Source organism: Micromonospora sp. KC213, from assembly GCF_004348325.1.
Lineage (GTDB): Bacteria > Actinomycetota > Actinomycetes > Mycobacteriales > Micromonosporaceae > Micromonospora.
Genome location: NZ_SMKF01000002.1, coordinates 1 through 21,457, shown reverse-complemented (window position 1 = coordinate 21,457; position 21,457 = coordinate 1). Strand labels below are relative to the sequence as shown.

Below are 21,457 nucleotides of genomic sequence, written 5' to 3'. Positions count from 1 at the left end.
CATGGGCGGGCTAATGCGTCGGAGGCGGGGTTGGCAGTGGTTCTGCGAGTGAGTGCGCGCAATGCCCGGTTCCAGCAGTGGAACGCTCTCCTCGGCAATCGGACCAAACGGCAGCGACGTGGCGAGTTCCTCGTGCAGGGCGTGCGCCCGATCACCATGGCCGTCGAACACGGCTGGCAGATCCGGGAGCTGCTCTACGACACCAGCGCTCAGCTGTCCGGCTGGGCACGCGAGGCCCTGGACACAGTCCGGGCCGAGAAGTTCGCCGTCTCGCGTGAACTGATGCACGAACTGGGAGGCAAGGCAGACAAGGTTCCAGAGCTGCTGGCCGTGGTCGCGCTGCCGGAGGACAACCTGCGCCGTATCCCGGTCGGTCCGACCATGCTCACCGTCGTGTTCGATCGGCCCACCAGCCCCGGCAACATCGGGACCCTCGTTCGGTCGGCGGACGCCTTCGGCGCCGGCGGCGTCATCGTCACCGGCCACGCCGCCGACGTGTACGACCCGAAGGCGGTCCGGGCGAGCACCGGCTCGCTGTTCGCCTTGCCCGTGGTCCGGGTGCCCTCCCACCAGGCCGTTCTATCCTGGGTCGCTGACGTCCGCGCCGACGGCATCGGCATCGGCATCATGGGAACCGATGAGCGCGGCATTCTGGACGCCGCCGAGTACGACTTCACACAACCCACCCTGGCGTTGATCGGCAACGAGACCACCGGCCTCAGCTCGGGCTGGTGCGAGGCATGCGACCAACTCGTCCGGATCCCCATGTTCGGGTCCGCCAGCTCCCTGAACGCGGCGACCGCCGCGACTGTCGTGCTGTACGAATCGGCACGCCAGCGGGCCGCCGCCGCCGAGGGTCGGTGACTCGGCCGGCACCGTGGGCCGGCGGACGTCGTCGGCCGCCGGGTCCGCCGACGGCGTCGATGACGCAGACCCGATAGAAGCCGACCACGACCGACAGTCGGCGGGACACCGTCGAGGGCTGGTGCCGGCGAACGTCTTGCAGCAAGCGCACGTACCGCTCGATATCAACCCGCGCCGCAGCCAGCGGGTCCGGGCCGTGATCGGCGCACCAGAGCAGGAAGACGCGCGGGTCGGACTCGGTATGAACCTGAGTCTGGCCACGATAGCGAACCAGGAAGGCCGACACCGCGGCGCGCAGAACGAGTTGATCGGCCGATACGCCACGGGATGCGGAGACAGGAGGGGTAGCCATACATCACCGTGCGTCACCAGCGGTGATGAACGCCAAGCCCACCGGGAGCCGCATGAGCGGGCACTCGATCTTGGTTAGTGTCAGTCCTGATGTAGGGGCGTGCGTCGGGCGCGCACGATCCGGTGCGTGATTCGCCATCCGGCGGCCGTTCGTTCGACAGTGTCCTCGTACGCAACGCTGCCGGTCGATCCATCCGCCATGACCCCAAATCCCTTGGACAGGGCATTGACCGTGCCGTCCGCCGTCTCGCGTAACACGATATTGGTCACGTGGTGGGCTACTGGGTTGGCGTCGGCCAGTGCCAGGCCGGCTTCGCGGACTGCCGCGAGCCCGATCAGTTTGCCACCACCGAGAGCCGACACGTCGTAGACGACATCTTCGGCGAACAGCGTCGCCAGGCCATCGAAGTCGCCGCGATCCGTCAGGTGGCCGTGCGAGTTGATCAGGTCCGTAATGGCGATCCGGTCATCCATGGTTATGGGCATCGTGATCCCTCCACACCCTAAATGGGGCTACCCCCGTTTAACTTCTGGTACCGTATGCGGGGATGTCCCCGGATAGCAAGCGTGGCCCGCGCTCCGACGCGTCCCGTAACCGTGCGCGGCTCATAGCTGCGGCCCGTGAAGCACTGGCCGAGGCAGGCAACGACGTCGCATTCGACGTGATCGCCCGACGCGCCGGGGTAGGCAACGCCACCCTGTACCGCCACTTCCCGACGCGCGCCGACCTGCTCGTCGCCGTCTACGCCGACGAGGTCGCCGTACTATGCCAACGCGGCGAGCAGTTGTTGCGGTCCGCGGACCCGACGGGCGCGCTGTTCGCCTGGCTCGACGAATTCGTGGTGCACGTGGCCACTAAGCGGCCCCTTGCCCTAGCCGCGACGGAAAGCACCGACGAACGCCGCACCACGCTGTTCCGCGACTGGCACGCATCGATCACCTCGATCGCCGATCGCCTTGTCCGACGCGCGCAGCCAGCACTTCGTTCCGACCTCACCGCCACCGACGTGCTGACCTTGGCCAGCGGAGCGGCCCTAACCGCCGACGCCGCGCAGGCCCGCCGTTTGGTCGGACTACTGCGTACTGGCATTGCCGCAACCGGCACCGGCTGACGGTTTCCTCCCTACCAGTCCAACGGTGCGCCCCATTGGCCGTTCCGCACGTCAGTTCGCGCTCGCACGGCGGCAAAGGAGGGTGCCAGACGTTGGTGCAACAAAGCTATCGGGTACGAATCTTCTGGGGCGCCCGGCTGAATGTGATGGCCTGGAATCGGCCGTCGATATAAGTAAGGCGAGCGCCGTCGCAGTGGCTGAACGGCATACCCCAGGATCGATGGTCGGCGGTCGGTAGGCAGTCGACGAGTCCCGGTTCGATGCTGCCGCCGTGTGAAATGATCAGGGCGCCGCTCCCGTCGGGCACTGACTCGACGGCCCTGATCCACAGGTTCCGGTGAGCCCGTGCAGCCTGCGCCACACCGCCCTGGCTGGAGATCAATTGTGCGTAGGTCTCGTAGGGTGACTTCCAACGCCACTGATCGTGGTGATCAGCCTCGCCGGGTACGTAACCCGAGGGCATCTCCACGACGTCGTCAACGGCGTAGCCCATGGCAACCGCCGTCTCGATGGCTCGGGGCGACGAGCTGCTGAGCACGCACGCAAAGGGGCCGAGTCCCATACCGACGGCGCGGGCGAGTGACACTCCGGCAGCCGAAAGATGGGAACCACGCCCACGTGCCTCGCCCTTCTTGGTGAGCGAGTGTCGTCGGATCTCGAGCCATCGCAAGCCGGGATCTTAGACCCTTGGGTCGACTGACCGGTCATAACTTCATCGACAGGACCAAGCGCATTCAACTCGCCACGACGGGTGCCGGCTTGATCCGGTTGCGGTCACGCCGCGTAGCGCGCGGTCTGCGGCAAGAAGAGTGCGTTGCCGTCGGCTCCTTGGCGGATCGGGCACTGTGACCTACGAATGAAGCCTGCATCGAGATTGCGCCCGCTTGGTATGCGTACTGCGTAGCGAGGGCGGGTGCTGCAGGGCTGATGGTCGGTGGCGGGAAAGGAAGGAAGGCATGAACCAGGTCGATATGTCCGGGGCGGAGGGTCCAGGCGGAGCGGGTCCGGCCGTGCAGGCGCATTACGCCTATGAGCGCTCCCGTGACCAAGTGCTCGCATGGCTGAACGGTGACCGGGCGCTGGCGGAGGAGCGGTGGCGTGCTGCTGCCGCCGACGGCGACGGCAACGCCGCCGAGCAGCTTGCTATGTTCTACCTCAGGGTTCGCGACCGTGGAGAAGCGCTTCCCTTGCTGCAGCAGGCCGCCGAGGCGGGTCACTACATCGCCGCCTTCACCTATGCCGAGCTACTTGCCGAGGATGGGCAACAGGAAGCGGCGCGTCGGATGTACCGGCTTTCGGCAGAGTATGGCTATGTTCCCGCGCAGGCCGAGATGGGTGCGCGGGCATTGGCGGCCGGCGACCTGGACATGGCCGAGGAGATGCTGGTCCTTGCCGCTGGTCAGGGGAGCGCCCGGGCGATGAGTGATCTTGCCGTGCTGCTGGCGTCGCGGGGCGAGGCGGCTGACGCTGAGGAGTTGTGGTCGGCTGCCGCTACCAGCGGCTGGGCCGATGCGGCACACCACCTGGTGCGGCAATGCGAGAGTGCCGGGGACCGGAGCGGCGTTCAGCACTGGACAGCGATGGCCGAGATGGGCGGCTACGCGGGCCCACAGCGAATGACCAGACCACCTGCGTCCGCGCTGCGCCGGCTCGACGCGTACCTTGCACGCCGGTCGCACGATTGAGCCCGAAGATCTCCTCCTCGATGCGCTGATCAGGTGCACGCTATTCGGCATGTCCGGATGCAGGCACCCGCGATCCGGCTACTTTCCGTGACGATTGGCGGACCTTCCGAGTGGGCTGTCGGATGCGTGCTCAGCGGGACGCGGCAACGTCGACCAAGATCTTCGTCAGCTCCTCCGGCGTGTCACGCATCAGGTTGTGTCCGCCGGCAAGAGCATGGGTGGTCCAGCCTGGCTCCGCGCTGGGCTTCTGGTAGATCGGGGTGAACGGGGACTGGTCGGCCCACCCCGCGGCGTAGACGTAGTCCCGACGGCGGACTTGTCCCGGGTCGCCGGTGAGTCGGAGTGGCTGAAGCACCGAGGCGATCGGGTGCGGCGTCGCCCGGGCATCGAAGAACGGCAGTGGTCGAGACGCGCAGCCGGTCTCGTCCACCTCCAGGTACCACCTCCGCTCTGGACGGACACCAGGGACCAGCAGGAGTCGCCGTCGGCGGGTACTACGGCGTCGACGTGAACCAGGGAGTCGATCCGATCCGGTGCCCGGTCGGCGGCACCGGTGATGACCATCCCGCCGTGGCTGTGCCCGACCAGTGCCGTGTCGCGTAGGTGTCATCGACGCCATCCTCGGGGCCGCCGCGCCGGCGCCGCCGGGCCGTACCAAACTCCCCCGCCCCGACCGGCAGCCACCCGCATCAGTTCTACGGCATGCGGATTGCCGATGAGTCGATGTCGCAGTCTCAGCGATCCCGTGGCCTTATCGGAAAGTAGCCGGTGAAGCCACTACGCCGAGCCACCGGTGTTAAGGATTAGCTGCCGGAGAACCTTGAGGGTCGTGACGTAGTCCGCGTCATCGATGCCTTCATGGATGCGGGCGCGGATCGCTGGCGCATGCTGTTTGAGGCTGACGCGAGCGTCTTCCCCCGCTTCGGTAATCCATAGTCTTCCCTCCTCGGTGCGGGTCAGCCAGCCGCGCTCCAGCAGAGCCTCCGCTTCGGCCTCCAGATCGTCTGCGGCCCTGAGATACGAACTCATCGCCTGCCGGAGCTCAGGAACGGTCATTCCCCCTCCTTCCGGCAAAAGGTCATTACTGGATAGGTTGCGCAGCAGCCAGAACTGGGGCTGAGTGAACCCAAGTTCGGCGTGCCGGGCACGGATAAAAGCGATGAGCGACTCGTAGGCCACGCCTGTCCAATAGGCGGCAGGTTGACCTGCGAGTTCAGCGTCGGACAGCTGCAGCGTCGTCATGTGATCTACCCCCGAGAACGGACCCATTGCGACGAAGGTAGAACTTGAACCTTCGTTCATGTCAAGAGCCAATGCCGTTCAGGTAAGGCGAACTCGGCCAACAAAGCCCTCATCTGCGGCTCGGCCGCATCCACGATCGAACCCTCGCCGCCCGCCGATACCGCGGCGGCTCGTCACTGGCCAGGGCCTTCTTCGCGGTGTTGCGCGACATCTTCAACCGCCGTGCGATGGCCCTAGATCCACATACCTTTTGACGACTCGTCGGCGTTTGACGACCGAGAAGCCTGTGACCTCTCCTGGCCTTCCCGCCGGGATTCGCCGCGGCGGGGCAGGCACCGTGATGCGTCCTGGGAGTGATCGTCACGCCCGTGGGTAGATGGCTAATCTCGTTCGCCTGCGTTGCGGGAGGTGTGATGGTCAGGCGTAGAACCTTCCGTGACGCCGTGGTGCTGATCACGGGGGCGTCGAGTGGAATCGGCCGCGCGACCGCCTTGGCGTTCGCCGCCGAAGGGGCCAGGTTGGTACTCGCCTCGCGCAGCCAAGAGGCGCTCGCGGAGGTGGAACACGACTGCCGAGCACGAGGCGGGCAGGTGCTGGTGGTGCCGACCGACATTGCAGATCCGGCGGCCGTCGAACGGTTGACCCAGCTGGCGGCGCAGCGGTTCGGGCAGATAGACGTCTGGGTCGAAGCGGCGGCCGTCGGCATTGCCGGGCCGCTGGGCTCCGAATCGGTGGACGAGATTCGTCGGCTGATAGACACCAACGTATTCGGCGCCACGCTGTGCGCCCGCGCCGCACTGGCTACATTCCAGGCGCAGGACAACGGGACCCTCGTGCTCGTCGGGTCGCTGCTGTCACTGTTCCCAAACCCGCTGGTCCCGCTCTACTCCATGACCAAGTTTGCCATCAGAGGGCTGGCCTTGAACCTTCAGCAGGCAGTCGCCCGTCATCCTCGGGTACGGGTCTGTCTCGTGTTACCTGGGCCGGTCGACACGCCGTTCTTCGAGCGGGCCGCCAACCACTCGGGCCGCCAACTACGAGCTATCCCTCCCGCGTACGCACCGGAGCGTATCGCCGCCAAGATCCTCGCGTGCGCCCGCCGCCCGCGCAGGCAGGCAACAACGGGTGTGGTCTCACACCTGGCGCTAGCCGCCCACCGACTGGCACCGCGTACCACGGAGTGGTTAGTTGCCCGGTGGAGCGCTACGTTCTTGACCAAGCCCGCCACAGCCGTACCCGGGTCAGGATCGCTGTTCGATCCACCAGCAACCGGGGCGGTGCACGGCGGATATCGCCGCAGCCGGATCCGCCGACGGCTCGGCGAGTGGCTGGGTCTCGCCCAAGCACGCAGGAACCGGCCAACCCCAGGCTGACCGCTAGCACTCCGAACGGGTTGACGGCGCCGACAAGCCGGCTGACAGCCAGCCAACCCAGCCGCGAAGGCCCCCGATGTCCATCGATGGAGTCTCTGATCGACTTCGCCATCGTCGCCAGGACCAGACCGGACCCACCCGAACCCGGACGGGCCGAGACGCGGGGGATGCTCGTCGGACGAGCAGCCACACGTCCACAAGAGACGAAAAGCAAAGAGCCTGACCTGCGTGGGGTGGAATCAGTGGGCGGGCATGAGACCCGTCAGTGGTGCGGGGTGGCGATGGCGGCGAGGTGCGTGCCGGGGCGGACGGAGAGTCCGTTCATGCCGTAGATGATCTTTTCGGTGGCGGTGGCGACGACCTTGTGCTCGGCGCCGTCGATCGGGTCGATGATGCGGCCGATGGTCTGCCCCTCGGTCACCTCGTCGCCGGTGACCGCGTCCGGGTACCACAGGCCTGTGACCGGAGATTCGACCTCGCCCGTCCACATCCAGTCGTGCGGCTGCACGGTCACCGGTGCGAGGTGCTGCGGCGCCTCGATGACGCCGAGGTGGTGCAGGAGCCGGTACAGGGCGTCGAGCAGCCTACGCACGGTGGCGGGGTCGCGGTCGCCGAGTTGCCCGGTCTCGACCAGGATCGCGGGGACACCCTGTCGGTTCGCCGCGGCGTGGCTGTTGCCGCCGTCCGGGCTGGTGCCGAAGATGACCCGCTCGTATCCGACGGCGTGGGCCATTGCCCTGTTCTTCGCGTCCAGCTCTTCGTCGCCGGTCAGGCGGTAGCCGACGAAGTCGAGCAGGTGCTGGTCGATGCCGCCGCTGTGCAGGTCCACGTAGGCGTCGGCGCCGTCGATTAGGTTCTCGAACAGCCAGGCCGCCATCCGGTCGGTGGGGCCGCCGTCCTTGTCGCCGGGGAAGACGCGGTTGATGTTGACGCCGTCCAGCGGGGAGATGTTGAGCCTGCCCCGGTAAACGGCCGGCGGATTGGCCACCGGGCAGATCACCAGCTGGCCGGCGACCTCGTCGGGTTCCAGCAGCCCAGCCAGGCGGGTGGCAGCGTCGACTCCGATGAACTCGCCGCCGTGGACGCCACCGGTGATCACGACCCTGGGGCCGGGACGGGATCCGTTGACGAGGATCAGGGGAACGTCCACGGTCGCGGTGCCGAGGTCGGCGGGCAGGCTCCCGCGGGTCTTCTGGCCGGGCTCAGCCCGCAGCGGGCCGATGGTCAGGGTCATGTGTGTCCTCTTTCTAGCTCAGGCCCGCAGTGCGGCCGTTTGTGGTGATGAAGTCGATCGGCTGGGAGGCGCGGCCCGCCAGGGCGAGGTCCGCGGCGATGTCGCCCATGGCGGGCGAAAACTTGAAGCCCTGGCCGGAGAAGCCGGCCAGCAGGGCACCTCTCACGTTTCGCGGGCCACTCTCGTTCACTGCCTCTGTAGGCGGTTGCCCGTCTCAGGGCTGAACGGCCGAGCGCAGTTCGGGCAGGCTCAGGACCTCGTCCAGCGCGTCGACGTAGAGATCCACGTGCTCGCGGCGGAAGGTCATGGGCGGTTTGATCTTCAGTACGTTGTCGTGCACGCCATTGGGGAAGACGATGACGCCTCGCTCCTTCATGAGCTCGGTGACCATGAAGGCCTGCTCAGTGGCCGGCATCTTGGTGGTGCGGTTGCGGACCAGTTCGACGCCGAGGTAGAGCCCTTCCGCCCGCACGTCACCGATAAGCGGTTGGCGCTGCTGGAGCTCGCGCAGCGACTGGGCGAAGTACCCGCCCACGCTCACGGCGTTCTCCCTCAGCCCATCCTGCTCGACGATGTCGAGCACGGCCTCGCCGATCGCGCAGGAGACCGGGTTGCCGCCGAAGGTGTTGAAGTACTTCATGCCCGTGTCGAACGCGTCGGCGATCTCCCGAGTCGTGACCACCGCCGCGAGGGGATGCCCGTTCCCGAGCGGCTTGCCCATCGTGACGATGTCCGGGACCACCCCCTGGAGCTCGAACCCCCACCAGGGCCCGAGTCGCCCGACGCCGACCTGGACCTCGTCGGAGATGCACAGGGCACCCGCCCGCCTGGCAGCGGTGAACACGCCATCGAGGTAGCCGTCGGGGAACACGATGTTCCCACCCGATCCCATCAGGGACTCGGCGATGAAGGCGGCCGGGGGTCGGCCGTCGGCCGTGATCCGCTCGATGACAGCCGCGGCGTCGCGCGCGTACTTGACTCCGGCGTCCGTGTCGTCGTACCCGTAGGTGCTGCGGTAGCGGTCCGGAATGACGACCTCGTGGGTGGTCGCGGGCGCACCGGCGCCGCCGGGGCCCTTGTAACGGTTCGGGCTGATCCCGGTCACCACGCCGGTGTTTCCGTGGTAAGCGCCATCGATGTTGACGATGTGCTGACGACCTGTCACCTGGCGGGCGATCCGCAGCGCCAGGTCGTTTGCCTCGCTGCCGGTGCACACGAGGAAGACGACCTCGAGCGGGTGGGGCAGGGTGGCTACCAGCTTCTGCACGTAACTGGCGATCTGCGGGTAGACGAAACGGCTGTTGGTGTTGAGCTTGCGCATCTGTCGGGCGGCGGCGGCCGTCACGCGTGGCTCGGCATGGCCGACGTGGGTGACGTTGTTCAGCGAGTCCAGATAGGCCAGGCCGTCCTCGTCGTGGAACCACACGTCCCGCCCACGCACAAGGTTCATCGGGTTGCGGTAGTAGTTGCGCTGGGAGCGAGCGATGTGGCGACGGCGCACTGAGACGACGTCGTCGATGGTGGGGACCGCGGCGGGGGATTCGGTGAACCCGAAGAGCCGGGCAGGGTCGGGTGACAGGTGGCTCCACACCTGCCGTGCGGAGGGCGGCACGGCACGAGGCGGCGGCCACGTGGCGATCCGTGCGGTGCGGTGGACCTGCACCTGGACGCAGGCCCCGAGTGGGTCCGTCTCATCGCCCGCGCAGGCGCGTCCCAACGGCGCTCGGGCCGGAACTCGCGCCGCGACAGGCGGCGTGTCGTCGAGTCCCCACCAGCACGTCCAGAACTCCCGCCCCTCGACCGCATGTCGCAGCACCAATGGCATCCCGGCGCCACCGCGGGCCTCGACGACGCCGGACAGCGGGCTGGCAACCTCCTCGGCGTCTGCCACGATCAGCGAGCCGCCGACCTGAACCGTCGCCGGCTCGTCGGCTCCTGGGCGGCGCTGGCCCCCCAGGAGCAGCGATGCGCTGAGGTGGGGCACGTAGCCCCGCCGCCGCCGTCCGTCGAGGACGTCGTCGATGCTCGCGCGCACCGCCCTCGCGTCGTGCCAGTCGACCTCGTCGTAGAGATCACTTGCCGGTCGCAGGTCGAGCAGCTGCGCAGCCGGTGTGTGCGGGGAGCCCTCTCGGGCCGCCTCTGCCAGGACCTCTTCCAAACCCCGCTGCTCCCGCGTCCGGGGGAGCCCACACGCGACCCGGAACGTCGCCTCGGCGACGTCGGGGCAAACCTTGGCCACCTGCGCGATCGCGGGCCAGGTGTGTTGCACGCGGGTCCGTCCGTATGGCGTGTCGCTCTCGGCGACCCGGCGCGTCCACGTCACGGCGTTCATGCACAGCCGGGCGGCCGCCAACGGATAGACAGCCGCCAGTTCCTCAGCCGTGAGGGGGAGCACCGAGTGGAAGCCGGCCACGACTTCGGCCGCCGCAGCGAGCGGGTCGGCCTTGCGGACCATGGCGTAGCCCGCCGCGATCGCCACCTCTGCCGCGCGCACACCGTAGAGCGAGTCGCCCAGGTCGACGATGCCCGAGATCCGCAGCACCCCGTCCTCGTCGGCGTCGGCCAGAACGTTGGCGTCATTGAGATCCTGGTGTACGACGCTCCGCGGCAGTCGGTCCAATGCCGGCAGGAGTTCCTCGTACCAGCCCATGATCGTGCGCACCGACTCCCGCCGGTCGGCGTCCTGTACGGCGTGCAGCGACGCCTCGACGATCTCAGCGGCCCGGCGCATGTCCCAGTCGTGCGGTTCCAAGCCCACCGGTGGCTCCATGCTGGAGAGTCCGAGGCTCAGCCGCCCAGCGGCTTCTCCCAGCTGACGCAGAAGCGCCGCGGGGTGGTCGTCGAGTTCCGCCAGGACCCGGCCCTCGATCCAGCTCATCACGCGGACCACGTGCGTTCGGCCCTCGTGGACGACGTCGGCGAGGCACTTCCCCTCGCGTGTCGGGACCAGTCGTGGCACCGGAAGGCCGGGAACGGTGGCGGCCAGATGCTGGAGGAGCGAATTCTGCCAGAGGACCTCGGCTGAGTCCGGCTCCGCGCGGGTGACCCGCACGAAGTAGCGCATGCCGTCATCGCCGGTGATCCGGACGTTCTGGTCGATCTCCCCTCCCAGTGGGTGCTGGACGTATCCCTCGAGTCCGAAGGACTGCCGGAGCACGTGATCAAGGAGCGAGCCCGGCAGTTGGCCGGTGTGACCGGGGATGGTCGTTCCGTCCTGGCCGGTGGTGGTCGCTGAGGTCATCGGTGCGTTCTCTCTCTCGTCGTCAGGGCGCTCATCACTCACCGTGGGCCTGCGTCACGACGCTCAGGTCGTGGCCGGTCCCCGCCACCCGTGTCGGACCTTTTGCCCGACGCTGTCAGTCAGCTCCCAAACGGTCCGACCGATGCGGTTCCCGGGAGGAGGCGGGCGGGGCTGCCGCGGCTGTGTCTCGATCGCTTCGCAGACCTTGGCCAGGTCGACGACCGACAGGTGCAGGGCGAACGCCCCCGTCGGTACTTCCCCTCGATGCCCACTCCGACGGCCGCAGGGGCCCAGGCCAGGACGCGCGCCAGCACCTGGTCGGCGATCAGGTCCGAGGTGGCCCGTCCGCCAAAGGCGGAGCGCTCATCGAGACGGGGCATCAGCTCACGCGGCGGCGTTCACGACGTCACAGGTGACGTTCTGGTCCTCGACCCTCGCCTTGAGCTCGGCGAAGTCTCGGGGAGGTCCTGGGTGATCTCGATCCCGCTCTGCCTGGCGAACCGGTTGGCTCGGCCGTGCCTTGTTCATCGCTTCCTGGTGGGCCCGTAGCGGTAGGCTGAGACTGACTCGAAGGACGCGGCGCCCCTCAGCAGTGCCTACTCAAGGAGACGGACTGGGGATCAGGGTGCTTACGGAAGCGCCATAACTGCTCCAAGTGCGTGGTATGTCACGAGCTCTCCCGCCCGAGGTGATGCTTTAGTGAAACACCGCGGAGAATCCGGCAACAAGGGACGCGAGGCCGCGACATCGACCCCGTATTTTGTGCCTATGCACAATTACCGCCAGGGAGCCCCACCGGCATATCAGCGGCATCACCCGGAGAGGGCCCCGGATCTGCCCGGTGACGGCTGTCGTCGGGAGAGTCGGTCCTCGTGAGCGGCCCGAGACGCCGGCAGGGCGAGGCTCGCCACGACGCCGTGCAGGCGATCGCGCGCCGACTTCTCGAGGAACAACTCGACGAACTGACCTCTCGTGCTCTCGAACGACTGGAAGCCGAGGAGCCCGCCTACGCGTCGACGGACTGGGACCCGGTCCAGAAACGGGAGGGGATGCGACGAACCCTCGAACTCGCCCTGACCCGGCTGGCCGGCGGTCCCGTGCCCCGGACGGTCTCGCGCGCCACCGAGGACGTGGGACGCGAGCGAGCAGAGCAGGCGTTTCCCCTGACCGCTCTGATGCACTCCTTCCAGCTGGACCTCAGGACCCTGTGGGAGGCCGTGCTCACAGAGGGGCGAGCACGTGGCATCAGCGCCGATCCCGACTTCCTCGACGGGTTGATCCGCGTCTGGGAGGCGACGCACGCCAACAGCGTCGAGGTCGTCGACGCCTACCGCCGCACCGAGCGCGACCTGGCGAGCCGTCGTACGGAGGTGCGTAACCGCGCCTTCAGCCGCCTGGTCCTGGAAGGGGAGCAGGATCCCTCCACCGTCGCCGAGGCCTCGACGTTGCTGGGCTTCGCCGAGAACGTCGCTCTGACCGTGGTCGTGGTCGAATCCGTTCCTACCGGGGACCCGGCTGTGTCCCAGGTCGGCGATGCGCTGCGTCGGGGCGGCCTGGTACGTCACTTCGGATGGATGGGTGACGAGCTCCTCGGCATCATCGGTCACGGACGGTGCGATGAAGAGGCCATGCTTGCCATGCTCCGGCCGTTCGCCACGTGGCGCTGCGGCGTCGCGGAAGTCCCAGGGCTGGCGCTGACGGCGCGGGGCATCCGGTTCGCACGTGCCGCGATCCGCAGCTCCGCGCAGCCCGGAGTGCGGCACGTGGAGGGCCACTGGATCGGGGCGATCATGTCGGCGCAGGAGGAGCTCACCGGTGCGATGGCCACCGGCGTGCTGCGCCCACTGCTCGAACTGCGCGACCGCGACAGCATCGTCGAGACCCTGCGCTGGTACCTCGATCTGGGCTCGGTCGCTGAGGTGGCCGCACGCACCTACCGTCACCGGAACACGGTGGGCAATCGCCTGCAGGCTGCGGAAGAGGCGACCGGGCTGAAGCTGTCCCGACCGAACGACGCCGCCCGGCTGGTCCTCGCCCTGGCTTGGCTGGAGACGGACGCGGGCGCCCGCTTCCGGGCGACGATGTCCTGATCCACCGATCGCTGGACAGATGAGGCAACCGGCCGGGGGCCGCGACCGGGAGAGCTTGAGCCAAAGCGTGGCGGTCAGAGGCCACCTGCCCTTCATGAGGACGACAGCCTTGGCGGCCGACAGCACGGTCACGCCGCCGGCAGCAGCGCCAAGCGGCCGCAGTTCGCGGCGGAGCCGCTCGCGGTGCCTCTCGAAGACCCATTCCGTTCGGGCAGAACCGCACCGGATCCCTGACAGGAAATTGTGCACAGGCACAAAATTCGCGGCCGATCACGCGGCCTCACTTCCCTTGTTGCCGGATTCTCCACCGTGCTTCACTGACGCATCACCTCGAACCGGAGAGAGGCGCATCGCACTCGGAGGTAATGGTGCTGCCGCCGACTACCTGATCAGCATTCGCCGTCCCCGGCCCTGTCCGGGGCCCGTCCTTCAGCGGCGGCCCCTCGGGTACCCCCTCAGCCCTGATGCCCCCTCAACAGGCCGCCGCCAAGCGGCGGCAGCCTCCTGAACCCCGATGCAGCCGGACCTGGCCGCACTCGACGAGATAGCGACTCCCGGCGAACGGATCGTCTCATATGCCCGGAAAGAGGTTGAACACCATGCGTCAGATCGTCACCTTCGATGCCTACGGCACCCTGGTCGACTTCCATCTCGGCCCCACCACCCTGAAGGTCCTGGCCGACCGGCTGGACCTGGACGGCCTGAACGTCGACGAGTTCCTGGACGACTTCCGCGTCATGCGGTTCCAGGCCGTCCTGGAGGCATACCGCCCCTTCCACGAGGTGTTGCACTCGAGCCTGGAGATGGCCATGCGTCTGCACGGACTGGAGTACCGGAAGTCCGACGGCGAGGCCCTGGTCGCGGCCGTGCCCACCTTCGGCCCCCACCCCGAGGTCCCGGCCGCCCTGCGGGCGCTGAAGTCCCGGTACGAGATCGCCATCATCTCCAACACGGACGACGACCTCATCGCCCAGAACCTGGCCAACATCGGCGTCGAGTTCGACCACGTCATCACCGCCCAGCAGGCCGGCGCCTACAAGCCCGACCGCCATGCCTTCGAGTACGCCTTCCAGACCATGGACATCGACCCCGCCCAGGTCATCCACGTCGCCCAGGGCTGGGAATACGACCTCATCCCCACCCGCGACCTCGGCCTCGCTCGCCGCGTGTGGATCAACCGCTACGACCGCCACAGCGGCAGCGCCGACTACCAGCCCTACGACGAGTTGCCCGACCTGTCCGGCCTACCGGCCCTGCTCGGCTGCTGAGGCCGGGACCCAAGAGAAGCGCTCCTGGACGACCAGGAAGATCCGAGGACGTACGTCATGAAGCAGATCCCCTACTGGCTCGACACAGCCCCTGCCTTCCCCGACCGGACCGGCAAGCCCTTGCCCGAACAGGCGGACCTGGTGGTCATCGGCGGCGGCCTCACCGGCCTGTCCACCGCCTACCACGCGGCACGCAAGGGTGCCCACGTCGTCCTCGTGGAGAAGGACAAGGTGGGCTCCGGGGCCTCCGGGCGCAACGGCAGCATGTGCACCCAGGGCATCACCATCGGAGTCGCTGAGGCCCGCAAGCGCTACGGGCAGCCGCGGGCCCGGGAGCTGTACGACGCCTTCCGCGAGGCGGTGGACGTTGTGGAGGAGCTAACGGTCAAGGAGCAGATCGACTGCGACTTCCACCGCGTAGGGCGTCTGGGAGTCGCGTTCAAGCCGCAGCACCTGGAGCGCATGCGGGCCACGCAGCGCGACCTGGCCGACAACTTCGGCCACGACACCACGCTGCTGAGCAAGAGCGATCTGCGTGCCGAGCTGGGCTCCGACTACTACCACGGAGCCCTGCTCGACCCGCTCAGCGCGCACCTTCACGTCGGCAAGTACGTCCATGGCCTGGCCGAGGCCGCCGAACGCGCCGGGGCTCAGATCCACGAACGCAACGCCGCCACCGCGCTGCACCGCATCCCCAAGGGCGGTTTCCTCGTCGAGACCCTGCACGGTGCCATCCGCGCCAAGCAGGTCATGGCGGCCACCGACGCCTACACCGACAAGGCCATGCCTTGGTTCCGCAAGCGGCTGATCAACGTCGGCAGCTTCGTCATCGTCACCGAGCCACTGGGCGAGGAGCGGGCCCGGCAGCTCATCCCCAACAACCGCGTGGTCGTGTCCTCCAAGAACATCGGCCACTACGTCCGAATCACCCCGGACCACCGCCTCGCCTTCGGCGGCCGGGCCCGCTTCGCCCCCTCCGACCCCGCCTCGGACGTCAAGAGCGGTGACATCCTCAAGCGGGAGATGACCGAGATCTTCCCGCAGATGGCCGGGGTGAAGATCGACTACGTGTGGGGCGGCATGGTCGGCTTCTCCTACGACCGTGTTCCGCACGCGGGCGAGGCCAACGGCCTCTACTACTCCATGGGCTACTGCGGCCACGGCGTCCAGATGGCCACCTACATGGGCCGCGCCATGGCCGAGGTCATGGACGGCCACCCAGAGGCCAACCCCATGCGCGGCTTCGGCTTCCCCAAGGTGCCGGTGCCCTTCTACAACGGCACCGCCTGGTTCCTGCCCTTCGCCGGGGCGTACTACAAGGCCAAGGACCGCCTGCGCTGACCGACAGCGATTCATCGGAAGGGCCAGTGGCGGGTCCGCCCGCCACTGGCCCATGCCATGTCGCTTCCGGCATTGGAAAAGCGCGGTCGCGGATCTCGCCACCGGGCTCGACGGCTGCCGTCCAGACCGAGACGGGGCGTGAGAGCGCAAGGCTAAGGGCGCACATCTTCTTCCCGTAAAGGATGGAGTCGATCAAAGCATTGAGCGCTCGAGGACCCCGGGCGACCGGACGTGGTGAGCTGCAAGTCCCCAGCGGGAGAGCAAGCCCTCAGGTACTATCGGCGCCCGCCAGCATCCGGGCAGTAGGGCCGGGTTGATCAGGGTCAGCCGGAGCGTGGCGTCGTCGCTGAACTCGCCGTGGGCGCGGGCCCGCGCTGGTGACCTACCATTAATCATCCATGGAAGATGGTTCATCGGAAGATGAGTGATGGCGGACCTGAAGCAGCTGTACCGGGAGCTGGTCTCGTTGGAGATCGAGCTGTGGAGCGGCATCGAGGGGCGGTTGCGGGCCGAGTTCGACCTGCCGTTGACCTCGTTCGAGGTCCTACACCTGCTGTTGCGTCGGCCTGGGCCGCGGATCCAGGACATTGCGGAGGAATTCTCGATCACGGTGGGCGGCACGAGCAAGGTGGTCGACCGTTTGGAGGCGGCGGGTCTGTGTGCGCGGCGGGCTAATCCGAACGACCGCCGCTCCTCGGTTGTCGAGTTGACGCCTGAGGGGCGAAGGCTGGTGGAAGGGGCGCTGGAGGTCTTCGAGGAAGAGCTGGAGCTGCGGATCGGGTCAGTGATTCCCGAGCGGGCCGTGCGCGAGGTGACGGCGGTCCTGCAAACGCTACGGGCGGCAGGACGGGCCCTGGACGTGACGCGGAAGGCCGCCGAGCGCACCCCGGCGCCGGGCATGCGGGCACCGAAGCAGCCCGGCCGGCCAGCGTCGTGAGCTGCGACGGCCGTGCGGTGACGGGCCGAGACACTGTGCCCGCCGGCCCGTCAGCGTATGGCGTCAGTCGGCGATGCCGTCGAAGGCGATGACTTTGTCGATGCGGCCACGGACGAGTATGTTGCCGGGGCCGCCGTTACGAGCGGCGTACTCCTTCTCACGGTCGTCGCCCATGTAGCGGGCGCCGAGCAGGCCACCCCAGCGCAGCATGTCGTCGGGGTCCTCGGAGATCTCGGCGCGTCCGTGGAGCAGGACGAACGCGTACGGCGGCCGATCCTCGTCGACGCAGAGAACGAACCGTTGGTCACGAGCGAGATTGCGGCCCTTGACACCGCTCTTCTCGGTGGTGAGCACGATGTCCTCGCCGTCGAGGAGGAACCAGACCGGTGTCACGTGGGGACTACCGTCAGCGCGGACGGTCGACAGCTTGCCGGTGCGAGTGCCGTGCGTGACGAACTCCCGCCATTGCTGGTCGGTCATCTTCCGCATGCGGGTGCCTTTCGCGTTGGTACGGGCGGCTCGCGGTTGTCCGGGGCCGGCTCGGCCCCGGACAACCGGAGGGTCAGCCCCAGAAGGCGTCTTCGGTGGCCGGGTCGCCGGAGAACAGCCACATCTCGGTGATCTTGCCGTCGGTGATGCGCAGCAGGTCGACGCCGTCCATGCTCATCGACGCGCCGTCGTGACGGCCGCTGAAGTGGATGGTCGCGGCGACCAGGTCACCGTTGGCCATGAGCGCGTGGATCTTGTCGATGGCGAAGGTGCCCCGGCTGGCCTCCATCATGCTGCCGAGCATCTGGAAGACGGCGTCGCGGCCCTTGTGCTCACCGGAGAACTGGTTAGCGCCGGGCTGGTGCCAGACGATCGCCTCGTCGAGGAGTCCGCCGAGCGTCGCCATGTCTCCGGTCTGCACGGCCTGGAAGTATGTGCGGGCGATGTCGATGTTCGTGCTGGTCATGGTGCACGCTCCTTAGGGTTCGGGTTCGGTACGGGGATGGTGGTCAACGGGCGAAGTCGAGGCGTCCGGCCAGGCCGGCGTCGGCGAAGGCGGCCTGGATCTCGTTTCGGCCTTCCGTGAAGTGGGCCCAGCTGTCGTAGTGGGCGGGGACGACCCGGCGGGCACCGAGCATCTTCGTGGCCTCGGCGCCTTGGGCGCTGTCGAGGGTGAGCAGGGCGCCGTCGAAGGCGAAGGCCATGCGGGCGCCGCCGAGGAAGAGGATCGCGGTGTCGACGGGAGCGAACCTTTCGGCGATCTGTTTGACGTGGTCCAGGGCGGCGTTGTCGCCGCTGACGTAGACCGGGGGCAGGTCGTCGGCGGTGAGCATGAAGCCGACGACGTCGCCGGTGATCGGTTCGCAGCCGGCCGGACCGTGCCGGGCCGGCAGGCCCGTGACGGTCACGATGCCGTCGGGCCGCGTGAGCTCGGCGGTCTGCCAGGAGGCCAGGCCGCGAGCGTTGCCGCCCAGGCGGCCGGCCCCGCTGACCGTGGTGAGAACGACCGGTGCCTGGGACAGGAAGGCACGGCCGGCGTGGTCGAGGTTGTCGTCGTGCTCGTCGTGGGACAGCAGGACGGCGTCGACGCGGCCCAGGTCGGCGGCGGTGACGGGGGCGGGGGCGGTCTTGACGAGCCTGTGGTCGCCCGGGAGGGGCATGGGGTACTCGCCGGGCGGATCGAAGGTGGGGTCGGTGACGAATCTGAGCCCGCCGTACTCGATCAGGGTGGTCGGACCGCCGTAGACCCGGACGCGGATCTTTTCGCTGGCGCCGGACATCGGGAACCTCCAGGGGTTTGAACAGTGCGAACGGGCCCTGCGGAACCGGTCAGGCAGCGGGTACGGAGAAAACGCCGAAGTGATTGCCGGCGGTGTCCTGTAGCCGGGCGAAGGTGAAGCCCGCGGTGTCGGAGACCGGTGCCATGAGCACCTCGGCGCCCAGCTTCGCGGCGTGCTCGACAGTCGCGGCGACGTCCTGGACGACGACGTAGAAGATCGCGTAGTCGGAGAAGCCGCCCTCCGAGTCCCACACACCGCCGGTCGGCTGCTGGGCGCCCGGCGTCATCACCGAGTGATAGGTGACACCCGGAGTGTTGGTGTTGAGGAGGTACTTCCAGTCGAAAAGCTCGCCGTAGAACTCCTTGACCTTCTCCGGCTGGCCGGTGCCGAACTCGAACCAGGCGACCGAGTTGAAGGCGGGAACGGTCATGACACTCACTCCTCACCCCTCTTCCGAGGCGTAGTAACCCTGTGTGGCGGACTGAACTCTTTGGGTGGCAGCAACTCTCGGCGTCAGCCCGGCAAGCCGAGCAGGTGGCCGCAAGCGCTGGCCAGTCAGTGCCCAGCAAACCACTTACATTCCACGGAATCAACTTCTGGGGATTATTGTTCCCAGATGTGGGTTCGCGGTGGCCGGGCCGGCCGCTCCGCCCACAGCACAACAGTCCGGTCGCCATGAACGCGACCAGCGGGAACAACCGGAAGGACGTCGGCCATGGAACCGGTCGAGATCGAGGCGAAGACCCTGATCCAGAAGTCGAAGACCCCGTCGAACGACTACGTGATTAACCCATACACCGGCTGCGTCCTGGGCTGCGCCTACTGCTTCGCCAGCTTCGCCGGGCGGCAGTTCGGCCGATCCGTCAAGGAATGGGGTGACTACCTGTACGTCAAGACGAACGCGGTGGAACTGGCCCGCAAAGAGCTCGCGAAGATGCCGGAGGACAAGCGCCGGGGCACGATGCTGCTCAGCTCCGTCACCGACCCCTACCAGGGCCACGAGACGAAATACCGCCTCACCCGCGGCATCCTGCGCGAATTGAAGGCCGTCGAGTACCCGGGCCTGGTCCGCATCCTCACCAAGTCACCCGTCGTCACCCGCGACGTCGACCTGCTCACCAGCCTGCCCCGCGCCGAGGTCGGGATGACCGTGACCACCACCGACGACAAGGTCAGCCGCTGGCTGGAGGTACGCGCCCCGCTCGCCTCCCGCCGCCTGCGCACCCTCGCCGAACTCAAGGACGCCGGCATCCCCACCTACGCCTTCGTCGGCCCGCTCCTGCCTCACTTCGCCACCCAGCCCGAAATGCTGGACGACCTCTTCGGCCGGCTCGTCGACGCTGGAGTGGGCGAGGTGTTCATGGAGCACATCAACCTCAAGCGGTACATCCGCGAACGCATGGAGCAGGTCCTCACCGGCGAACCCGACGAGGTCCGCGCGGCATACCTGCAGGCCCGCACCCGAGAACACCGCGAACAACTCGACGCGATCGTCGCCGGCCTGCTGGCCAAACACGGGCTGCGGCTGCGCTTCGACGAGGTCGTTCACCACGACGACAACGACGCCCTGCGCCAGCGACTCGCGTCCCCGCAGTAGCGGGGGAAGGCCGTCCGGCTTGGAGGCCACGCGGAACGAACGGGGGCGTGTTGCGACCACGAAGGACGGTCGCGAGGGATGGGGCGCGGTCAGGGCGGCGGATGCTCCGCACCAGCGTTGCCGTCGGCTGGGTGCCCCAGAGCGACGATGCCGCCGCGATGGTGATCAGATCAAGCGGCACTGCCGCCACCAGGACCAGGACCAGCGAGGGCCAGTCAGGGACGGGACGCCCCACACGTGTCACGCCCGGCTCGCCGAACGGACGCCCAGGTTGACCAGCTCTTCGCCGGGAGGTGTGAGGAGCTGGTGTCGTGCCAGGTTCGCGCCGACCGCCGCAACTTCGCCGGCCAAGCAGTTCAACCGGCGCATTCGTAGCGCTTCTCGTCCAAGAGGGCTCATGAGCATGCGCACTTAGCAGAGCTGACCTCATTCGGGGCTCGGGGAACCGGTCGGGGGTGGGCGTACGTCCCACCCCCGACCGATTCGTTATATCCGCGTTGTCCGATGGCGGCTCCCTGGCAGCCGCCCGAGGAGCCGCGCCAGGCCAGGGGCAGCCACCCGGTGGAGCCTGCTGGCCCGGACACCGCCAATGCGAACCGACCCACACGGGCCGGGCCGACCATCGCCACCGCAATCCCACCTCGCACCGTGCCCGGGACAACGGCTCGTACGGCTCACCCAACAACCGATGACGCCAGCCGACCCCGTGCGGGTGGACCGGCAACATCGCCGCCCCGGCCACAGCCAGCCACTCGAACCCCGCACACTCATCGGCCTCGACATGCGTCGATAGAACCGGTGATCTGCTTCGCTGACGCCGCCAGGATTAGACCGGACACACCCGAACCTCACCGGACGGGCTGGGACGCGGGGGAAGCTCGTCGGACGAGCAGACCGAGCAGCCGCACGTCCACAAGGGACGGGCAAGCACAAAGCCTGAACTGCGTTTTCGCAGGTCAGGCTTTTATGATCTTGTGCGCCCGAAGGGACTCGAACCCCTAACCTTCTGATCCGTAGTCAGATGCTCTATCCGTTGAGCTACGGGCGCTTGGTGCTCGGCCAGTCTACACAACCGGCTTTTGCGCGGAGACTCCGGGATTCGAACCCGGGAGGGGCTTTAAAACCCCAACCGCATTAGCAGTGCGGCGCCATAGACCAGACTAGGCGAAGTCTCCCCGGTGGCCGCTGCGGACCACCGGGGCCGAGGATACAGGGCCGCCCCCGTCCCGGGCAAAGCGACTACCGCAACGGAGGCGTTTCCACCGTGTGCGAGGTCACGTTCACGACTACGCTGCATCGATATGCAGGAGCAGACGCCGAGCGAGCCGCCCCGCCGCGAGCCCTCCTCCGGTG

At 67.8% G+C, this 21,457-nt stretch carries 20 protein-coding genes, 2 tRNA genes and 1 pseudogene; 9 read left to right on the top strand and 14 right to left on the bottom strand.

The window, feature by feature from the left end; all coding sequences use genetic code 11:
* Positions 1-30 precede the first annotated feature (30 nt).
* Complete coding sequence (locus tag E1166_RS00750; protein ID WP_132334802.1) at positions 31-864, top strand: RNA methyltransferase; 834 nt, start codon at positions 31-33, stop codon at positions 862-864.
* A 432-nt stretch (positions 865-1,296) separates the two neighbouring features.
* Here the strand turns inward: E1166_RS00750 and E1166_RS00745 are convergent, their stop codons facing one another.
* Positions 1,297-1,689 (bottom strand): nuclear transport factor 2 family protein, encoded by a 393-nt coding sequence (locus E1166_RS00745; RefSeq protein ID WP_243710060.1) that lies wholly within the window; start codon positions 1,687-1,689, stop codon positions 1,297-1,299.
* 74 nt (positions 1,690-1,763) lie between these two features.
* On the opposite strand from E1166_RS00745, the gene E1166_RS00740 reads away from it, so the two are divergent.
* Complete coding sequence (locus E1166_RS00740) at positions 1,764-2,327, top strand: TetR/AcrR family transcriptional regulator (protein WP_132334798.1); 564 nt, start codon at positions 1,764-1,766, stop codon at positions 2,325-2,327.
* A gap of 106 nt (positions 2,328-2,433) precedes the next feature.
* On the opposite strand, the gene E1166_RS00735 is transcribed toward E1166_RS00740, so the two are convergent.
* Positions 2,434-2,997 carry a histidine phosphatase family protein gene (locus tag E1166_RS00735; RefSeq protein WP_132334796.1) on the bottom strand — a complete coding sequence of 188 codons (564 nt, stop codon included), beginning with the start codon at positions 2,995-2,997 and terminating at the stop codon, positions 2,434-2,436.
* Positions 2,998-3,283: 286 nt separating this feature from the next.
* Here E1166_RS00735 and E1166_RS00730 point away from each other — a divergent pair, with 286 nt between their 5' ends.
* Entirely contained in the window at positions 3,284-4,012 is a 729-nt protein-coding gene (locus E1166_RS00730; RefSeq protein WP_132334794.1) for a hypothetical protein, read from the top strand.
* Positions 4,013-4,142: 130 nt separating this feature from the next.
* Here E1166_RS00730 and E1166_RS00725 read toward each other — a convergent pair whose 3' ends face one another.
* From E1166_RS00725 to E1166_RS00720, 3 genes and pseudogenes are all read right to left on the bottom strand, one after another.
* A complete protein-coding gene (locus tag E1166_RS00725; protein ID WP_207913876.1) occupies positions 4,143-4,442 on the bottom strand; it encodes a hypothetical protein in 300 nt (99 codons plus the stop codon).
* An 80-nt stretch (positions 4,443-4,522) separates the two neighbouring features.
* Positions 4,523-4,600: pseudogene (locus E1166_RS32615) on the bottom strand (alpha/beta hydrolase); the annotation flags it as partial.
* A 189-nt stretch (positions 4,601-4,789) separates the two neighbouring features.
* Positions 4,790-5,254 (bottom strand): MarR family transcriptional regulator, encoded by a 465-nt coding sequence (locus tag E1166_RS00720; RefSeq protein WP_132334792.1) that lies wholly within the window; start codon positions 5,252-5,254, stop codon positions 4,790-4,792.
* Positions 5,255-5,697: 443 nt separating this feature from the next.
* Between E1166_RS00720 and E1166_RS00710 the strand changes: the two genes are divergently transcribed.
* Positions 5,698-6,627, top strand: coding sequence for an SDR family NAD(P)-dependent oxidoreductase (locus E1166_RS00710; protein WP_243710059.1), 930 nt, complete (start codon positions 5,698-5,700; stop codon positions 6,625-6,627).
* Positions 6,628-6,889: 262 nt separating this feature from the next.
* On the opposite strand, the gene E1166_RS00705 is transcribed toward E1166_RS00710, so the two are convergent.
* From E1166_RS00705 to E1166_RS00695, 3 genes are read right to left on the bottom strand one after another with little or no spacing between them, the layout of a single operon-like run.
* Positions 6,890-7,861 (bottom strand): succinylglutamate desuccinylase/aspartoacylase family protein, encoded by a 972-nt coding sequence (locus tag E1166_RS00705; protein ID WP_132334786.1) that lies wholly within the window; start codon positions 7,859-7,861, stop codon positions 6,890-6,892.
* A gap of 13 nt (positions 7,862-7,874) precedes the next feature.
* Positions 7,875-8,027, bottom strand: a complete 153-nt coding sequence (locus E1166_RS00700) for a hypothetical protein (protein ID WP_207913874.1) — start codon at positions 8,025-8,027, stop codon at positions 7,875-7,877.
* A 48-nt stretch (positions 8,028-8,075) separates the two neighbouring features.
* The gene (locus E1166_RS00695; RefSeq protein ID WP_132334784.1) at positions 8,076-11,102 is read right to left on the bottom strand and encodes an aminotransferase class III-fold pyridoxal phosphate-dependent enzyme; all 3,027 of its coding nucleotides are present in this window, start codon (positions 11,100-11,102) and stop codon (positions 8,076-8,078) included.
* Positions 11,103-11,974: 872 nt separating this feature from the next.
* Between E1166_RS00695 and E1166_RS00690 the strand changes: the two genes are divergently transcribed.
* The 4 genes from E1166_RS00690 to E1166_RS00675 all read left to right on the top strand — a co-directional run bounded on the left by E1166_RS00690 (position 11,975) and on the right by E1166_RS00675 (position 16,738).
* Complete coding sequence (locus tag E1166_RS00690) at positions 11,975-13,192, top strand: helix-turn-helix domain-containing protein (RefSeq protein WP_132334782.1); 1,218 nt, start codon at positions 11,975-11,977, stop codon at positions 13,190-13,192.
* Between the two features lie 599 nt (positions 13,193-13,791).
* On the top strand, positions 13,792-14,460 hold the full coding sequence (locus E1166_RS00685; protein WP_132334780.1) for a haloacid dehalogenase type II: 669 nt from the start codon (positions 13,792-13,794) through the stop codon (positions 14,458-14,460).
* 57 nt (positions 14,461-14,517) lie between these two features.
* A complete protein-coding gene (locus E1166_RS00680; RefSeq protein ID WP_132334778.1) occupies positions 14,518-15,801 on the top strand; it encodes an FAD-binding oxidoreductase in 1,284 nt (427 codons plus the stop codon).
* A gap of 466 nt (positions 15,802-16,267) precedes the next feature.
* Positions 16,268-16,738 carry a MarR family transcriptional regulator gene (locus tag E1166_RS00675; RefSeq protein ID WP_207913871.1) on the top strand — a complete coding sequence of 157 codons (471 nt, stop codon included), beginning with the start codon at positions 16,268-16,270 and terminating at the stop codon, positions 16,736-16,738.
* A 63-nt stretch (positions 16,739-16,801) separates the two neighbouring features.
* Here E1166_RS00675 and E1166_RS00670 read toward each other — a convergent pair whose 3' ends face one another.
* The 4 genes from E1166_RS00670 to E1166_RS00655 all read right to left on the bottom strand — a co-directional run bounded on the left by E1166_RS00670 (position 16,802) and on the right by E1166_RS00655 (position 18,937).
* Positions 16,802-17,227, bottom strand: coding sequence for a PPOX class F420-dependent oxidoreductase (locus E1166_RS00670; protein ID WP_132334774.1), 426 nt, complete (start codon positions 17,225-17,227; stop codon positions 16,802-16,804).
* 73 nt (positions 17,228-17,300) lie between these two features.
* Complete coding sequence (locus E1166_RS00665) at positions 17,301-17,693, bottom strand: nuclear transport factor 2 family protein (protein ID WP_132267448.1); 393 nt, start codon at positions 17,691-17,693, stop codon at positions 17,301-17,303.
* Between the two features lie 43 nt (positions 17,694-17,736).
* Positions 17,737-18,507 (bottom strand): MBL fold metallo-hydrolase, encoded by a 771-nt coding sequence (locus E1166_RS00660; protein WP_132334772.1) that lies wholly within the window; start codon positions 18,505-18,507, stop codon positions 17,737-17,739.
* 49 nt (positions 18,508-18,556) lie between these two features.
* Positions 18,557-18,937, bottom strand: a complete 381-nt coding sequence (locus E1166_RS00655) for a VOC family protein (protein ID WP_132334770.1) — start codon at positions 18,935-18,937, stop codon at positions 18,557-18,559.
* A 285-nt stretch (positions 18,938-19,222) separates the two neighbouring features.
* Here E1166_RS00655 and E1166_RS00650 point away from each other — a divergent pair, with 285 nt between their 5' ends.
* The gene (locus E1166_RS00650) at positions 19,223-20,104 is read left to right on the top strand and encodes a radical SAM protein (RefSeq protein ID WP_132334768.1); all 882 of its coding nucleotides are present in this window, start codon (positions 19,223-19,225) and stop codon (positions 20,102-20,104) included.
* 975 nt (positions 20,105-21,079) lie between these two features.
* On the opposite strand, the gene E1166_RS00645 is transcribed toward E1166_RS00650, so the two are convergent.
* Together E1166_RS00645 and E1166_RS00640 are read right to left on the bottom strand one after the other, a co-directional pair.
* Positions 21,080-21,152 (bottom strand) — tRNA-Arg (locus tag E1166_RS00645).
* Positions 21,153-21,188: 36 nt separating this feature from the next.
* A tRNA-Ser gene (locus E1166_RS00640) sits at positions 21,189-21,279 on the bottom strand.
* Positions 21,280-21,457 lie beyond the last annotated feature (178 nt).

What these genes read in the sequence shown, in the direction of transcription:
- E1166_RS00665 (WP_132267448.1), bottom strand. Translation starts at nt 17,693, where the DNA reads ATGACCAGCACGAACATCGACATCGCCCGCACATACTTCCAGGCCGTG.
- E1166_RS00670 (WP_132334774.1), bottom strand. Translation starts at nt 17,227, where the DNA reads ATGCGGAAGATGACCGACCAGCAATGGCGGGAGTTCGTCACGCACGGC.
- E1166_RS00730 (WP_132334794.1), top strand. Translation starts at nt 3,284, where the DNA reads ATGAACCAGGTCGATATGTCCGGGGCGGAGGGTCCAGGCGGAGCGGGT.
- E1166_RS00685 (WP_132334780.1), top strand. Translation starts at nt 13,792, where the DNA reads ATGCGTCAGATCGTCACCTTCGATGCCTACGGCACCCTGGTCGACTTC.
- E1166_RS00650 (WP_132334768.1), top strand. Translation starts at nt 19,223, where the DNA reads ATGGAACCGGTCGAGATCGAGGCGAAGACCCTGATCCAGAAGTCGAAG.
- E1166_RS00680 (WP_132334778.1), top strand. Translation starts at nt 14,518, where the DNA reads ATGAAGCAGATCCCCTACTGGCTCGACACAGCCCCTGCCTTCCCCGAC.
- E1166_RS00660 (WP_132334772.1), bottom strand. Translation starts at nt 18,507, where the DNA reads ATGTCCGGCGCCAGCGAAAAGATCCGCGTCCGGGTCTACGGCGGTCCG.
- E1166_RS00745 (WP_243710060.1), bottom strand. Translation starts at nt 1,689, where the DNA reads ATGGATGACCGGATCGCCATTACGGACCTGATCAACTCGCACGGCCAC.
- E1166_RS00695 (WP_132334784.1), bottom strand. Translation starts at nt 11,102, where the DNA reads ATGACCTCAGCGACCACCACCGGCCAGGACGGAACGACCATCCCCGGT.
- E1166_RS00720 (WP_132334792.1), bottom strand. Translation starts at nt 5,254, where the DNA reads ATGACGACGCTGCAGCTGTCCGACGCTGAACTCGCAGGTCAACCTGCC.
- E1166_RS00655 (WP_132334770.1), bottom strand. Translation starts at nt 18,937, where the DNA reads ATGACCGTTCCCGCCTTCAACTCGGTCGCCTGGTTCGAGTTCGGCACC.
- E1166_RS00740 (WP_132334798.1), top strand. Translation starts at nt 1,764, where the DNA reads ATGTCCCCGGATAGCAAGCGTGGCCCGCGCTCCGACGCGTCCCGTAAC.
- E1166_RS00705 (WP_132334786.1), bottom strand. Translation starts at nt 7,861, where the DNA reads ATGACCCTGACCATCGGCCCGCTGCGGGCTGAGCCCGGCCAGAAGACC.